The organism is Acetobacter sicerae, assembly GCF_011516765.1.
GTDB lineage: Bacteria > Pseudomonadota > Alphaproteobacteria > Acetobacterales > Acetobacteraceae > Acetobacter > Acetobacter sicerae.
The window spans coordinates 354,545-370,093 of record NZ_JAAABN010000001.1; the positions used below are offsets into that span (position 1 = coordinate 354,545).

Annotated in this window: 15 protein-coding genes; 6 read left to right on the plus strand and 9 right to left on the minus strand. The window is 57.8% G+C overall.

Annotation, left to right across the window (positions count from 1 at the left end; translation table 11 throughout):
• The first annotated feature begins 84 nt into the window (after positions 1–84).
• Together GVI59_RS01590 and GVI59_RS01595 are read left to right on the plus strand one after the other, a co-directional pair.
• Positions 85–1,593, plus strand: a complete 1,509-nt coding sequence (locus GVI59_RS01590) for a circularly permuted type 2 ATP-grasp protein (RefSeq protein ID WP_242012865.1) — start codon at positions 85–87, stop codon at positions 1,591–1,593.
• On the plus strand, positions 1,575–2,660 hold the full coding sequence (locus GVI59_RS01595; protein WP_173572537.1) for an alpha-E domain-containing protein: 1,086 nt from the start codon (positions 1,575–1,577) through the stop codon (positions 2,658–2,660). The genes GVI59_RS01590 and GVI59_RS01595 overlap by 19 nt, the downstream gene beginning before the upstream one ends.
• Positions 2,661–2,733: 73 nt before the next feature.
• Here the strand turns inward: GVI59_RS01595 and radC are convergent, their stop codons facing one another.
• The 4 genes from radC to GVI59_RS01615 form a co-directional block, all read right to left on the minus strand.
• A complete protein-coding gene (gene radC / locus GVI59_RS01600; RefSeq protein WP_338422047.1) occupies positions 2,734–3,486 on the minus strand; it encodes a RadC family protein in 753 nt (250 codons plus the stop codon).
• 140 nt (positions 3,487–3,626) lie between these two features.
• Complete coding sequence (locus GVI59_RS01605; RefSeq protein WP_173572538.1) at positions 3,627–4,349, minus strand: Crp/Fnr family transcriptional regulator; 723 nt, start codon at positions 4,347–4,349, stop codon at positions 3,627–3,629.
• 95 nt (positions 4,350–4,444) lie between these two features.
• Entirely contained in the window at positions 4,445–5,542 is a 1,098-nt protein-coding gene (locus GVI59_RS01610) for a branched-chain amino acid aminotransferase (RefSeq protein WP_173572539.1), read from the minus strand.
• 172 nt (positions 5,543–5,714) lie between these two features.
• Positions 5,715–6,413, minus strand: coding sequence for an HAD hydrolase-like protein (locus tag GVI59_RS01615; RefSeq protein ID WP_173572540.1), 699 nt, complete (start codon positions 6,411–6,413; stop codon positions 5,715–5,717).
• Between the two features lie 182 nt (positions 6,414–6,595).
• Between GVI59_RS01615 and GVI59_RS01620 the strand changes: the two genes are divergently transcribed.
• Positions 6,596–6,973, plus strand: a complete 378-nt coding sequence (locus tag GVI59_RS01620) for a VOC family protein (RefSeq protein WP_173572541.1) — start codon at positions 6,596–6,598, stop codon at positions 6,971–6,973.
• Between the two features lie 73 nt (positions 6,974–7,046).
• On the opposite strand, the gene GVI59_RS01625 is transcribed toward GVI59_RS01620, so the two are convergent.
• Positions 7,047–7,568, minus strand: coding sequence for a cupin domain-containing protein (locus GVI59_RS01625; RefSeq protein ID WP_173572542.1), 522 nt, complete (start codon positions 7,566–7,568; stop codon positions 7,047–7,049).
• Positions 7,565–8,125, minus strand: coding sequence for a VOC family protein (locus GVI59_RS01630; protein ID WP_173572543.1), 561 nt, complete (start codon positions 8,123–8,125; stop codon positions 7,565–7,567). The genes GVI59_RS01625 and GVI59_RS01630 overlap by 4 nt, the downstream gene beginning before the upstream one ends.
• 191 nt (positions 8,126–8,316) lie before the next feature.
• Here GVI59_RS01630 and GVI59_RS01635 point away from each other — a divergent pair, with 191 nt between their 5' ends.
• Positions 8,317–9,105: an inositol monophosphatase family protein gene (locus tag GVI59_RS01635; RefSeq protein WP_173572544.1), complete on the plus strand. Its 789-nt coding sequence runs from the start codon at positions 8,317–8,319 to the stop codon at positions 9,103–9,105.
• Positions 9,106–9,278: 173 nt separating this feature from the next.
• Entirely contained in the window at positions 9,279–10,022 is a 744-nt protein-coding gene (locus tag GVI59_RS01640; RefSeq protein ID WP_173572545.1) for a YfdX family protein, read from the plus strand.
• A 225-nt stretch (positions 10,023–10,247) separates the two neighbouring features.
• On the opposite strand, the gene GVI59_RS01645 is transcribed toward GVI59_RS01640, so the two are convergent.
• The 3 genes from GVI59_RS01645 to glmU all read right to left on the minus strand — a co-directional run bounded on the left by GVI59_RS01645 (position 10,248) and on the right by glmU (position 14,744).
• A complete protein-coding gene (locus GVI59_RS01645) occupies positions 10,248–11,213 on the minus strand; it encodes a DMT family transporter (RefSeq protein ID WP_232878840.1) in 966 nt (321 codons plus the stop codon).
• Between the two features lie 349 nt (positions 11,214–11,562).
• On the minus strand, positions 11,563–13,389 hold the full coding sequence (gene glmS, locus GVI59_RS01650) for a glutamine--fructose-6-phosphate transaminase (isomerizing) (protein ID WP_173572546.1): 1,827 nt from the start codon (positions 13,387–13,389) through the stop codon (positions 11,563–11,565).
• Positions 13,389–14,744 (minus strand): bifunctional UDP-N-acetylglucosamine diphosphorylase/glucosamine-1-phosphate N-acetyltransferase GlmU, encoded by a 1,356-nt coding sequence (gene glmU / locus GVI59_RS01655; protein ID WP_173572547.1) that lies wholly within the window; start codon positions 14,742–14,744, stop codon positions 13,389–13,391. Before glmU ends, glmS begins: the two co-directional genes overlap by 1 nt.
• 114 nt (positions 14,745–14,858) lie before the next feature.
• On the opposite strand from glmU, the gene GVI59_RS01660 reads away from it, so the two are divergent.
• Entirely contained in the window at positions 14,859–15,518 is a 660-nt protein-coding gene (locus GVI59_RS01660; RefSeq protein ID WP_173572548.1) for an HAD-IA family hydrolase, read from the plus strand.
• The last annotated feature ends 31 nt before the right edge of the window (positions 15,519–15,549 follow it).

Sequence of the window (15,549 nt, forward strand, 5' to 3'; positions counted from 1 at the left end):
GCGACACGAAATTTTCTTGCTCTTCTGTAACGAACTTCTCCGGACGGGCTACGTTTTCCAGGAGATAAGCGGTCAGGAGCACGAATGGGCAACTATACGCACGAACAGGCCGGGCCTTCCCCGACTGCCAGCGGACAGTCCGCGACCACGCCGTCTGAAGGCCTGTTCTCCACTTATCAAAACGGGCATTTTTTCTGTGAACTCACCAACACCGGAACGCCGCTCGATCCCCGGATAGATCTGCTCCGGCAACGCCTGAACGCCCTGCCTTTGGATGATCTCCGCGCCCGTGCGGCGCAGGCCGAACAGGAACTCTACAACCTCGGCATCACTTTCACCGTATATTCGGACAAGGACGCCATCGATCGCATCCTGCCATTCGATCTTGTCCCCCGCATCCTGACCCAGCCCGAATGGCGTCATGTGGAAGCCGGCGTAAAGCAGCGCGTCAAAGCCCTGAACATGTTTCTGTGGGACATCTACCACGATCAGAACGTGCTCAAGGACGGCATTATCCCTCGCGAACTGGTCGTCGGAAATTCCAATTTCTGTCACGCCATGATGGGTCTGGACGTTCCCGGCGGCACTTACATCCACATCGACGGCACCGACCTCGTGCGCGACGAGACGGGCCGTTTCCTCGTTCTGGAAGATAATGGACGGACGCCTTCCGGTGTATCGTATGTGATCGAAAACCGTCATACGACGCTGCGTGTCATGCCGGATATCGCGTCAGGCATCGATCTCATGCCCGTGGATGAATACGGCATGCGCCTCCAAAATGCGCTCTCAGAGGTCGCTCCTGAAGGCGTGGACAATCCTCAGGTCGTCCTGCTGTCGCCAGGCATCTACAACTCAGCCTATTTCGAACATGTCTTCCTCGCTCGCGAGATGGGTGTTCCCCTTGTGGAAGGGCGCGATCTCGTCACAGAAAACGACCGTGTTTACATGCGTACAACGGCGGGCCTGCGGCCTGTCCATTCCATCTACCGTCGTCTCAATGATGATTTTCTTGATCCGGAAGCCTTTGATCCGTCCAGCATGCTGGGCGTGCCCGGACTGGTGCAGGCCTATCGCAAAGGGAATGTGACCATCGCCAATGCGATCGGCACAGGTGTGGCGGATGACAAGGCCGTCTATGCCTATATGCCGAGAATCATTCAGTATTACCTGTCCGAAGAACCGATCCTTTCCAATGTGGAAACGCATATCTGCGCCGAACCGGAAGGACTGGCCTACACGTTGGCCAATCTCGACAAGCTGGTTGTCAAACCCGTTGGTGAATCAGGTGGTTACGGTCTTCTGATTGGTCCGCATGCCACGAAAGAGGAACTCTCCGATTTCAGCCGCAAGCTGAAGGATGATCCCGCCAACTACATCAGTCAGCCGGTCGTACAACTGTCCGTCTGCCCGACGCTCTGCGAAACCGGTCTCGAAAACCGTCATGTCGATCTGCGCCCCTTCGCCGTCACCGGCAGGGACACATGGGTACTTCCCGGCGGCCTGTCCCGTGTGGCGCTGAAACGTGGCTCGCTCGTCGTCAACTCGTCCCAGGGCGGTGGTTCCAAGGACACATGGGTGCTGGCATCATGACCATTACTGTCGATCCGATCGCAACCTTCCCGCCCCAGCCGCTTCTGTCGCGGTATGCGGAATGCTCCATGTGGCTGGCCCGCTATATGGAGCGCATCGAAAATCTGGCGCGTATCATCGATATCACCGAGACCTTTGTCCGTTCCGGCGCGACAGACGGATGGAAAGCCATCATTCAGATCAACGCGGATGAGGAAAGGTTTTTCAAGGCGCATCGAAAATACTCGGCAGAACAGGTTATCTCCTTTTATGTCATTGAAAGGGACAACCCGACTTCAATCGCCGCTCTGGCTCATGCCGCCCGGGAAAACGCCCGTTCCCTGCGTCCGATCATCTCCGTGGAAATGTGGGCGCAACTCAACGTCTTCACCAACTTTATCCGTGATCTGAAAATCAATGACATCCGACCGGGTGAGATTTCCACGCTGTGCACGAAAATCAAGGAAGAGTGCCAGACCCACACCGGTATCACCGAGGGAACGCTCTATCGGGATCAGGTCTCGGTTTTCTATAATATAGGGCGGTTTCTTGAACGTGCCGATCAGATCACACGCCTGATCGACATCAAATACCACACGCTCCTGCCTTCAGAGGCTGGCGTGGGATCGGAAGTCGATATCAGCCAGTGGTCAGCCCTTCTGCGCTCGGCGGCCGGTTACCATGCTTACAGACGGGTCATGGCGGGTGACATCCGCCCTTCCAGCATCATCGGTTTTCTGCTGAAGAGCGCCGCTTTCCCGCGTTCGCTCACGACCAACCTCAGACTGCTCCACAATAGCCTGACACAGCTTCGCCGGGATTATCGTCTCCTCGCCTCATCCAACATTCTGGAACGTGTGGAACACCTGTCCGCAGTGCTGGAAAGTCAGACAGCGACCCAGATCATTGTCAGCGGACTGCATGAGTTCTGCGACTGGATTCAGAGCGAACTTCAACAGGTTCAGAATGAAATTGCCCAGGCTTTCTGGCCAACGGAACCGGTCGTGGCGAAAACTCTCTCACCGATGCCTCCGCTTGAACCTTTCCCCGCCTTTTCATCACAGACACAGACGCAAAGTCAGACCTGAACTGACTGGTTTCCTTTTGATCTCTGCATGATGGCCGGGAGTTGGTCCCGGCCATCATCTTTCAGGGATAGAGCTATAGCAGTTTCGATTCCGCGAAGCTCAGCCATTTACCGTTTCCGACAATCACGTGGTCCCGCACCGTAATGCCCAGCACGCTGGCGGCGGCCGCCACCTGTTTGGTCATCGCCAAATCCTCAGCAGAGGGCGACGGATCACCGCTTGGGTGGTTATGGACGAGAACCAGCGCGGTCGCTTTCAGCTCAATCGCCCGGCGTACGACCTCCCTTGGATAGACCGGTGTGTGATTGACCGTTCCCCTCGCCTGCGCTTCATCGGCGATCAACAGTCCGGCCTCATCCAGAAAGAGAATGTGAAACTGCTCTATGACTTCACGCGCCAGAACGGCTGACAGATAGGCATAAAGCTTTTTCCGGTCAGAAAGAATTTCACTGTCGGCGAGTTGGGACCGCTGGAGCCTGACTGCGGCTTCACGAAACACGGTTACAGCCGCAAGCATGTAAGGCCCGATCCCGATGACAGAACGTAAAGCCTGGGCTGACGCAGTCAGAGTGCCCGCAAGTGACCCGAACCGGGCGAGAAGCATTCCCGCCAGCAGCTTCGGTTCCTCATGTTTCGGCATGGCCAGACGCACCAGAGCCGACAGGGCGTCAATATCGTCCAGAACAGGATGATCGGTAACAAGCCCCTGCTCTTCCGGATCCGACAGTTCGCTATTGAGGAGCGCTCTGGTTGGATCGGGCGACAGTCGCGCATCGCGAACATTCAGGTTACGGAATGTCGCACCGTCCGAAAACCCATCATTCACGAGAGACCTCGATACAAATAGAAAGTATCGAAAGTCTACAGGTATGTTATTTAAGTGAATACCATCTATTTTGTTTTTTTATATAAACAAATTCTAAAATTTAGACTTATATTTAAACAGATCTATTTTATAAAAATACACTAATTATTGAGAAGGTCATTGAGACGGGGCAAATCAAGCCAGAGGCTACGGGAATCAAGCCGTTTCACCAGACCATCTTCCTCCAGTTTCCCCAGCGTACGGCTGACCGTTTCGACAGACGTGCCGAGATAATCCGCGATGTCCGAACGATCCATAATCAGGCTGAGAACACTTCGCGCAGGATCAAAAACTTCCTGCTGCCGACTGCATTCAAGCAGAAAATCAGCAACCCGCTTCAGCACTCTCTGATGCGTAACAATCAGCAGATGCCTCTGGGAGAGCCGCAACTGCGCCATGGCCCCCACAAGGCAATCCTGTTGTAGCCGAGGTTCGTGAGCGCAGAGCGCATCCAGCTCAGCACGCGGCACACGAATAAGCAGGCAATCAGTCAGCGCACAGGCCGAGTTCAGATAAACGCCGTTCTCTCCCAGACCGAACGGCTCACCCGGCATATAGAAAGCAACGATCTGATTTCTTCCATCCGCAAGCTGGTGGGCGACACGGACTGCGCCTGAGTGCGGAATATAGATATATTGCGCAGGCGTTTCCTGAGCGAAAATCTGTTCCTTGCACTCATAGGAAACCAGTGAGGCGATTTCAGCCAGTTCCTTCTGAACGACATTGTCCAGAATCAGAAAGCCATCCTTATCAATGCGATCCGCAGGCCAGTGTCCTACGGCACAGATACGGACTTTCGGCAAAACGGCGGCAAGGATCTTCATCGAAACCTGTCAGACTGAAGAGACTGAAACGCAAAAGCCGACACCTGGGAAGTGTCGGCTCCATGAGAATGGTCAGATATGTCCGCAGAATGGGTTCAGCAGACGCGATGCACCCAGTTATGTGTGTCTTCCACACGGCCACGCTGCGTCCCGATCAGCGCTTCCCGCAGGGCGCTGGTCACCGGACCGGGGCCATTTCCGCCGGAAATCTTGACCTCACCGCCATTTCTGGTGCGCACCGCGCCAATCGGAGAAACAGCCGCGGCTGTACCGCAGGCGAATGTCTCGGTCAGACGGCCGGACTTCGCATCCGCAAGCCACTGATCGATGGAATAGGCTTCCTCACGCACCGTCATGCCCTTCTCACGGGCAATCGTCAGGATCGAATCACGGGTGATGCCGGGCAGGATTGTCCCCGTCAGGGCCGGTGTGCTGATGGACCCGTCATCAAACACGAAGAAGATGTTCATGCCGCCCATCTCTTCAATGTAGCGATGCTCGACGGCGTCAAGGAACACAACCTGATCGCACCCTTCAGCCTTGGCTTCCGCCTGCGCCAGCAGCGAGGCGGCATAGTTTCCACCGCACTTCGCAGCACCTGTGCCGCCGGGAGCCGCACGCGTGTAGGTCTCGGAAACCCACACAGTCACAGCGCCGGCGCTGAAATACGCGCCCACAGGAGCCGCGATCACCAGAAACAGATACTCCGATGCCGGCTTGACCCCAAGAAACGCGTCATTGGCGAACATGAAGGGACGGATATACAGGCTGGCGTTCTCGCCCGACGGCACCCAGTCACGGTCGGCCTTCACCAGTTCATCGACAGCGCGCATGAACAGGGCGTCCGGCAGCTGCGGCATGGCCATGCGTTCCGCTGACGAGCGGAAGCGGCGGGCGTTGGCGTCCGGACGGAAAATGGCGATGCCGTCATCCTCGGTGCGGAAGGCCTTCATGCCTTCAAAGATTTCCTGAGCATAATGCAGAACCGCAGCGGATGGATCGAGCGTGAGCGGACCCCGCGGCATGACCTTCGCATCATGCCAGCCCTCACCATCCTTATAGCGGATCATGACCATGTGATCCGTGGCGATCCGCCCGAACGCCGGGTTGGCCATGAGCTCCGCCCGCTTTTCCGGGGACGTGAGATTGGGATGCGGAAGGGTTTCGAAGCTGATGTCTCCGGCGCTACTCACGGCCTGCTCTCCTGCCCTTTTCAATGGGCTTACTATGGTTCCATGGCCCTCAGGGCCGGTATTGCGCCACACTTGAGCGTAAATTACCGCTTTGGGCAATCCGGTTGTGACGCAATTCTGACTGCTGTTTCCATCGCAGTGACCGATTGGTCAATCCCTTGGGAACCGCTCTTCAGGCATGAACATGCTTCAGGGCAGCCTGAAGCTGTCTGGAAACAAGCCCCGGCAGTTCGGAAGGCGTTTCGGCGATTGCCTCCGAACCAGCCTCGACCAGTTCGCCTTCTCCGCCATAACCCCACGCAATACCGATCGCACGGATGGCGTTGGCGTGCGCACCGGAAATATCGAACCGTCGATCGCCGAGCATGATGGCGTGATGCTTTTCAATCGCGTGATCCGACAGGACGGAAGCGATCAGTTCGGGCTTTTCCGCGCCGCTGTCATCCGGGCGAGCGCCATAAACCTCACGGAATTCCGACAGAAGTCCCGCACGCTCCAGAATGGAACGGGCCAGCATCTTCGGCTTGGAGGTTGCGATGTAGAGCGTGGCCCCCGCTTCCCTGATGGTTGCAATCGCCTCCCTCATTCCCGGAAACACCGATGTCCTGAACATCCCCTCGGCTTCATAATGCCGACGATAGGCTTCCATGGCCTCGTCACACCGGTCATCTCCGTAGTGCCTGAGGACTTCGCAGATCAGGTCACGCAACGGAGGTCCGACGACCCATGTCAGATCCTGATCCATATCCGGCTGATGGCCGAGTTCACGGAGAACCGTCTGAATTGTTCCAATGATCCCTGCCCGGGAGTCGATGATTGTTCCATCAAGATCGAAAAGAACCGAGGAACCGGCAAGAGGGTGCGCTGTCATGCTTTCAGTTGAATACGCTTCCGGAGAGCCGTCAATCCAGCGTGCGCCATCTGGTCTCCGGACGGGGGTCTTGTCTGGATGTCGAGGCTGACTGTAGCGTGCGGCCCGTGGATGGCGCCCCGCAAGGTCCTGCTTACGATCTTGCAGGCTGCCGGCACGATCCGAAACTCTGGAGATCGCCTATGTTCAGCCACATCATGCTTGGCAGTAATGACATTGAAAGATCACGCAAATTCTACGATGCCATCTTCACGGCTATCGGTGGAGCACCAGGCGCCCTGAATCCAAAGGGCCGCCTCGTTTACAGTCATAACGGCCAGCGCCTCGTCATCGGCAAGCCTCTCAATGGCGAACCCGCCACTGCAGGCAATGGCTCGACCATCGGTTTCGCGATCGAGACGCCGGAAAAGATCGACGCATGGTGGAAAGCCGGCGGCGAAAACGGCGGCGTCCAGATCGAAGACCCACCGGGCGTGCGCAGGAACGCTGCTGGCGACATGTATCTCGCCTATCTGCGCGATCCCGATGGCAACAAGCTCTGCGCCCTGCACTCCATGTAACTCTGTTGCGTCAGCCGATACCGGAGAACCATTTTTCGGTATCGGCCAAAGAGTCTGTATTAACGGTCGGCCCTTATTTGAAGCGACAGGGCTGATCGCTCGTTGGCGTCTCATCGGTCTGGATAACCATCAGTTCGACCGGGTCATCACCCACATTTCCAGCATCATGCCCGATATGGCCCTGCTGATCCTTACGGCTGAGTTGATCTTCACCCAGCGAGACCTCGCCCGGTCCCATGACGACCTTGTGTCCGTCCATGGCCGTTACATACCATGAGCCTTTGAGCGGGATGATCCACTGCACTTTCGGGTCCGGGTGCCATGTTCCGTTCCAGTGCGCAGGCTGCACGGTGAAAATCACCTGAGCCGGGCCTTCCTTCAGACGGTTCTGCCACTGTGGTCCCGCCGGTTTCGACATGGTTTTCAGATCGAAGTCACGGATCGGACAACGTGTCATGTGGCTGATGCCGTTGTGATCGCTCCAGTTATGCCAGTACCACATGGTTGGACGAGGCGGAGTGTCATCCGCCTGCGCCATTCCGGTCATGCTGAGAATGCCGATCAGTCCGGCAAAAACTGTGCTGCGCTTTATCATTCTGCCTTCTCCGACTGCCTACGCGGCGGCTGGTAACGTTTTTCCGGCGAAACCGCGTCAAAGCGTTCCCGGCTGGGCGTCGCAAGCAGTTCAACGATCATGCCCCACGGCGTCTTTCCGTAGCAGAAGAGATTTCCCGGTCCTTCTTCCAGCGAAGGCTGCTTCTGAGGTTCTGTCATCAGAACACCGCCTGCGTCCTTGAAGCGGGCACATCCTGCTTCGATATCGTCAACATAAACCGCGAAATGCTGAAGTCCGAAATCACAGGGGCGCAGGGCTGCATGCTGTTCCGGTCCGTGCATTTCAAAAAGTTCGATGCAGGGTCCCTGCCCCAGCGCCACCATGCACATTTCTTTCACGACTGTTCCGGGCACAAGATCGAGGATCTTCTCGACCCTGTTTCCCTGCTGCGGGTGATCCGGCGTCACATTGCGGTAAAGCGGAACCGCCCCGAAGGCCTTTTCCAGAAAATGAAGAGCTGCGTCGATATCAGGAACAGTGACGCCGACATGATCAATCCCACGCGGCAGACCTGAATAATCCTGCGTCTCTTTCATGGCTGCTCCTCTCGCCTGTCTTTAAAAACAACGGAGCCTGTGCCGGTCAGTTGCATATAAAAACCCATGACCGGGGCCAGCACCCTCGACGTGCGCCCTCTCCCCGGCCTATTTCTGGTCCCGTTTCAAGAAAGGGTGACGCATCGTCATCCTGACTGACAGGAGACCGGCCTGCGCCGGGAAACATGCTCATGACTGCTGCCATTGAACGCCGTTTTGAAGCGGCCCGTGCCGTTGTGGATGATGCCGCACGGCTGGCCCTTTCGATGAGACCACCTCCGGGTGGACCGGTTGGCACGCAGAAATCCGCGCAGGACTGGCTGACTGAAGCAGACGGTGCGGTTGAAGCATTCATCTCCAGACGCATGGCGGCTCTTTTCCCGGACGACGGTTTTCAGGGCGAGGAAGAAGGCGCGACACGCAGCGGCAGCCTGCGCTGGGTTGTTGATCCCATCGACGGCACCTCCAATTTCGCCCGCGGACGCAACCGCTGGTGTGTATCGCTCGGTCTTCTGGAAGATGATCGTCCGGTTGCCGGTATCGTCTGCGCCCCTGCTCTTGGGGAGACCTATACCGGGCTCGTCGGCAAAGGCGCGTTCCTCAACGGCAAACCCATCAAGGCGTCACCCGTGAATGACACGCGCAGCGCCATGATTGAGATGGGCTGGAGCAATCGGGTGCCGAAGCCGGTTTTCATGGAAAAGATCGGCGCCATTCTGGATTCCGGCGCTATGCCCCGCTCGGGCGGTTCCGGCGCTCTGGCGCTGACCGATGTGGCTTGCGGCCGACTGGATGCCTACATCGAGATTGTCATCAATCTCTGGGATGTCGCAGGCGCTCTCCCCATTCTGGCAGAGGCTGGCGCCAAGGTTTCTCCTTTTCTGCGCGATGGCGGTCTGACCGGCGGCGCAACCATTCTCGCAGTCGCACCGGGCATTGCCGAAGCGCTGTCTAAAGCCGTGCAGATCCCGCTGATCTGAAGCAGCAAACCGGGTGGCGTAACGCCATCCGGTGGTCCGTACAGAACAGTCACCATGTAACTGACCGCTACAAAACAATTACCTTTCATGTCTCAAACAGGGTTCTCGCAGGCACGCCCGCACGATAACCTCCGGCCCATGTCATTTTCGAATGACGACAAGGAGTTTGAAACATGAAGAAAATTGCACTCTCTCTCATGCTGGCCACCGGTCTGGCGACAGCGCCGACATTCGCTCACGCAGCGTCATCGGCCCATGTCGCCTGGGAGAAGTACAAGGCAGGTCGTTCCCTGAAGCATCTGTCCGCTGACGGTCAGCGCGCTTTCGGGGATCTGCTACAGGCCCATGACCTGCTTGCCGCAGGCAAGACGGACCAGGCCATCCCGTTCCTCTATGATGCGAACAAAAGTCTGACGGCGGCTTCGGCAGCGGACCACAAGTTTGTCGCGGCTGAAGCTTCCCTGACCCCCGCGCCTCAGCATCCGGCAGCACCGGGTCACACCCCTTCCAGCACACAGGAAGTATGGATTCCAGTCGGCGGTGAATTCGTGGAAACGGAAACTCTGGCTCCTGAGAAGAAGGCCGCTGTCGCAGCAGCAAACGGCCAGATCAAGGCTGGAAAGGCTCCTCAGGCCGCAGAGACCATGCAGGTTGTTGACGACAAGCTCGACTTCATCGTGGCTCTGGCTCCGCTGAACAAGACGCAGGGCGCCGTGAACCGTGCGCAGGTCTTCACTGAAGGTCACAACCCGCAGGACGCCCTCGATGCGGTCACACAGGCGCTGAACAGCCTCGTGTTTGTCGATGACGACCTTCTCGACGCTCAGGCTGCTCCTGCAGGCGCTCCCGCCCAGACGTCTGCTGCGCCGACAGCAGGCCAGACGGCGGCACAGCCCGCAGCCAAAGCGGCTCAGTAAGGCTGATACGATTACTCCTGATCATCCATTGCGAAGATCAGGAGTAATTTTTTTAATGTTTATGTATGTGTGCAGGAAACAGACAAAACAGCGCCCTGCCGCGCTTTCGTTTACTTGAATAAACCGGGCTCAAAAGAGACTGCGTCTCTCTGTGCGGTTCAGGGCAAAACCCAGAAAACCACGCGCCTGTATTTGCAGACCATACAGACGCCTGTTTTTATTCTCTCAAAAATGCTTCGGTGAAGAAACCACTGACGCCCGCGCTATTTCGTTGGCGCGCTTGGCTGCCTGTTTGCGCTCCCTGCGCTCTCTCATGGCCATCCGCTCATACCGGATACGCTGACGGATCCAGTTCAGAACACCCGAGAACATCAGCACCGTGATACCGACGAAGGTCCAGCCGTCCAGCGGTTCCTTGAAGACGATGTAGCTGAGCACGACGCCCCACACCATCTGACTGTATTGGGGCAACGCCACACGGTTTGCTGGCGCTTTCGCAGTCGCCATCATCATCAGCAGCTGACCAAGAGCGGCCAGAAACCCATAACCGAACAGATAGCCCCAATCCTTGAAGGAGGCTGGCCATGTCGCATGCACCCCCATCAGAATGCCGTTACCCACAATCGGACCAATGAGGCTCGATCCGAACAGGGACAGGCGGGTCTTTTCACGATCAGCAAGACGATAGGCGATCACGCTGCCCGCATTCGCAAACGCAGCGACCAGAGCGCACAGATGCCCGAAATGCAGGGCGCGAAAACCGGGACGGAGCACAATCAGCACGCCGACAAAGCCGAGAATGACCGCAAGCCAGGCCCAGAACGTGACCTTTTCCTTCAGGAAAACGACAGAAATGACCGTCACGAACAGCGGCATCAGGAACATCAGCGACAGCGCTTCCGGCATGGGCAGAAGCATGAAGGCTTCCACGCTGGCGGCAGTCGCCACGAACACGCAGATCGCTCTGAGGAACCACATCATCCATAATTGCGGACGAACGATATCGAGATAGGATTCCCCTTTCTGCCGGATGAACGGCAGGATCAGGAAACCGAACACACCGCCGGAGAAAGCGACTTCAAACGGGTCCATCGATCCCGCCAGCAGTTTGGAAAACGCATCGCTGATGGAGAACGCCGCATAGGCTCCAAAGGCGAGCGTCATTCCGGTGAAGAGGTCTCTCGGAGTCATGGAAGTTCGTACGCCATATGCTGGAGAAATCAGAAAAACTGTCGTGCAGATCTGAAACAGGGAGCCGCGTATAATCGTCGCGCTATATAACGTCACGCACTATTATGCGGCAGACACAAAAAAAATTTACACCGTGTTTTTCTGCACTACGAAATACGCAGGTCTCCGGCAAAATAGCCGCCAGCTATTTCAAATAACGTTAACTTAAAAATTTTATATTACTTATCCGGAAAACGAATATACAGATTACCCAACAGGACATTGCGCGTCCGGCATGCTTGGAAATCAAATCTATATTTTATATGCGACTTTTATGTCGGGGAGCAGAACCGCTCCCCGCTAGTCGGCCTTATTCGACCGTAACCGATTTCGCCAGATTACGCGGCTGATCGACATCCGTGCCTTTGAGCAGGGCTGTTTCATAGGCCAGCATCTGCACACCGATCGTCTGGATGATGGGCGTGACGAACGGATGCACCTTCGGCAGCGCAATCGTCTGTTCGGCAATGGCGGACAGGCGTTCTGCCCCCGCCTCATCCGTGAAGGCCAGCAGACGGCCGCCACGGGCTTTGGCTTCCTGCAGGTTGGACAGTGTCTTGTCGAACAGCGCACCTGAAGGAACGGTTGCAACAATGGGAACCGTGCGGTCAATCAGCGAAATCGGCCCGTGCTTCATCTCGCCGGCAGCATAGGCTTCCGCGTGAATGTAGGAGATTTCCTTGAGCTTCAGCGCGCCTTCCATGGCGACCGGATAGGCGCTGCCCCTGCCGAGATAAAGCACGTCCCGCGCCTCGGCCACCACGGACGCCATGTTGCGAATGGCGTCGTCATGCGTGAACACCTCAGCAGCCCGGCTGGGCAGATCGAGCAGAGCGGAAACCAGTTCTTCTTCACCTGCCTCATCCAGTTCGCCACGCGCACGCGCAATGGCGATGGTCAGGCAGGCCAGCACCGTCAGTTGTGCGGTGAACGCCTTGGTCGAGGCCACGGAAATCTCTGGACCAGCCACCGTTCCCAGCACGGCGTCACTGTCACGCGCCATGCTGCTGTGTTCGGCGTTCAGGATCGACAGGATCGGCAGGCCAGCGTTCTTTAGCCCACGCAAAGCTGCCAGTGTATCCGCCGTCTCACCCGACTGGGAGATCAGAATACCCAGCGAGCCCGGTGTCAGAGGCGGATTGCGATAACGCATCTCGCTGGCGACATCGATATCCACCGGAAGACGAGCGATTTCCTCCAGCCAGTAACGTCCGACCACACCGGCATAAAACGCCGAACCACAGGCAGTGATCACCGCACGCGGCACACTGGCGAGATCAAACGGCATCTCCGGCAGCACCACCTTGCGGGTCGCCGGATCGATCATGCGCTGAAGGGTCTGCCCGATCACCAGCGGATGCTCGTGCAGTTCCTTTTCCATGTAATGACGATAGCCATCCTTGCCGACCGCACCGGCAATGAGGGCTGTCGTCTGGATGGTCCGCTCGACACGCTCGCCGGAGTGATCGAAGAACTCTGCCCCTTCCCGGCTGAGAACGACGCAGTCTCCATCATCAAGATAGGCGATGCGACGCGTCAGAGGCGCGAGCGCAAGACTGTCGGAACCGAGGAACATTTCCCCCTCGCCAAAGCCTACGGCAAGCGGCGCGCCGTGGCGGGCTCCGATCATCAACCCTTCATGGTCGGCGAAGATCATCGCGACGGCATAAGCGCCTTCCAGACGACGGAGCGCTGAAAAAGCAGCCTCGCGTGGAGACTGTCCTTCACCGAGATAATAATCGACCAGCTTGGCGATCGTCTCGCTGTCGGTCTCCGTCTCGAAACTCTGACCTTCGGCTTCAAGATCGGTCCGCAGGGTTTCGAAATTCTCGATGATACCGTTATGCACGATGGCCACGCGGGCCGTGCCGTGCGGATGCGCGTTATTCTCGGTTGGAGCGCCATGCGTGGCCCAGCGGGTATGACCGATCGCAGTCTTTCCGTGCAGAGGGGCCTGTTCCAGAACCTTGCCGAGATTGTCCAGCTTGCCCGCGGCACGACGACGCTCGATGTGGCCGTCAGCGTTCAGCGTGGCGATGCCAGCCGAATCATAGCCCCGATATTCCAGCCGACGCAGACCTTCAAAGACGATCGGCGTTGCCTGTCTGTGTCCTACGACGCCACAGATACCGCACATCAGCCCTGTTCCTTCTTTGCCCGGAGCGCTGCACGGAAGCGTGCGGCCCATCCAGTTTTATTTGTCTGCACCCCACGCGCAACCGCCAGCGCATCCGGCTCCACGTCACTGGTGATGACACTTCCCGCAGCCACCAGCGCGCCATCCCCAATCGTCACCGGTGCGACAAGGATGGAATCGGAGCCGATAAAGGCGTTCGCACCGATGGTCGTGCGGTGCTTGAACACGCCATCATAATTGCAGGTGATCGTCCCGGCTCCGACATTGGTGGCAGCCCCGATGCTCGCGTCGCCGAGATACGTGAGATGATTGGCTTTCGCGCCGTCGCCCATGGTCGTGGCCTTGAGTTCGACGAAGTTCCCGACGTGACAGCCCACACCCAGCGTCGTGCCGGGCCTCAGCCGCGCATAGGGACCGATCAGCGATTTCGGCCCGACTTCGCACTGTTCGAGATGGCTGAACGCCCGGATTTCCGCGCCGGAACGCACTGTCACACCGCGCCCGAAGACCACGTTCGGTTGTACGACCACATCCGGTTCCAGCACCGTATCGAACGAGAAAAACACTGTCTCGGGCGCGGTCAGGGTCACACCCCGTTCCATCGCCTCACGACGCAGACGACGCTGGACCGTCGCCTCGGCCTCCGCCAGTTCGACACGGGAATTCACGCCGAGCAGTTCGCTTTCAGGCGCTTCGACAGCGCGGATCACGCCACCCTGCTCCCGCACGATGCCGACCACATCGGTCAGATAATACTCGCCCTTGCTGTTCGCATTGCCGACCTTGTGCAGCCACTCACGGAAACGGGTCGCATCGGCGCAGAAAACACCGGCATTGCACAGATCAACAGCACGTTCGGTCTCCGTCGCATCAGCCCATTCGACGATTTTTTCGACCGTGCCATCATCATTAAGGATCACACGACCGTAACGACCGGGATTGACCGGACGCATGGCCAGCAGAGCGAGGTCCGTCCGTTCTGCTTCACTACGACGCGTGTCGAGCATGCGCTGGAGCGTCTCGGGCGTAATGAGCGGGTTGTCAGCATAAAGCACCGCCACATCGCCATCACCGAACAGGTCTTCGGCCTGAAGTGCCGCATGGGCCGTGCCAAGCCGGTCATGCTGGATCACCGTCGCATGGGGCGCAGCACAGCGGGCAAGATCGTCCATATCGGGTCCGATGACGACAACGACGCGATCAAACACTCTGGCCGCGCTGGCGATCAGGTGGCTCAGCATCGGCTGCCCCGCCAGCGGCTGAAGAGCCTTTGGGAGTGATGAACGCATCCGCGTGCCGAGACCGGCTGCGAGGAGAACGGCTGTGGAAGAACGGTTTACGGACGATTTTGTCATAGCTTTCTGGCGGTAAGCCACTGTCGGGAGACTGTCAAACCCGTGAGGTGTGTTTCTGTTTCACTTCGCGTTACTCTCATTTTCCGGACACGGTGAAGAAGGGAGAAGCGACGGATGCGACTGGTGGTTTTTGACCTCGACGGCACGCTTGTGGACTCACTCCCCGATCTGTCGGACTGTGCAGGACTGTTGCTGGCTGAATATGGCCTCCCTGCCCCATCGCAGGACGCCGTCCGGAGCATGATTGGCGACGGCGTTGGCAAGCTGGTCGAACGGGCGCTTGATCACGCGGGAGCAAAGGACATTGACCGTCAGACCGCGATTCACCGCTTCATGGAACTTTATGGGCCCCGTGTAACGGAACGATCCCGCCTGTTTCCGGGCACGGAAGAAACGCTGCATCGTCTTGTTGGCGAAGGCTGGACGCTGGCGGTCTGCACCAACAAACCCGTTGCCGCCGCCAATGATATTCTACGGACATTCGGCATTCTGGATCTGTTCGCCACTGTCGGTGGCGGGGATTCCTTCCCTGCCCGCAAGCCCGATCCCGCGCATCTTCTGGGCACCATCGCCCTCGCCACAGGCACGGCCGCCCGCTCAATCATGGTTGGCGATCATGCCAACGACATTCTGGCAGCGCGTGGAGCAGGCGCAAAATCGATTTTTGCCCGCTGGGGATATGGCCTCTCCGCCTATGCCGATGGTTCGACAGCAGAAGCAGACAGGATTGCGGATATACCGGCCATTGCCGATACGCTCCTCAGCGGCTCCTGAAGCCCGCTCCTGTAATTCTCTCCGACATTCA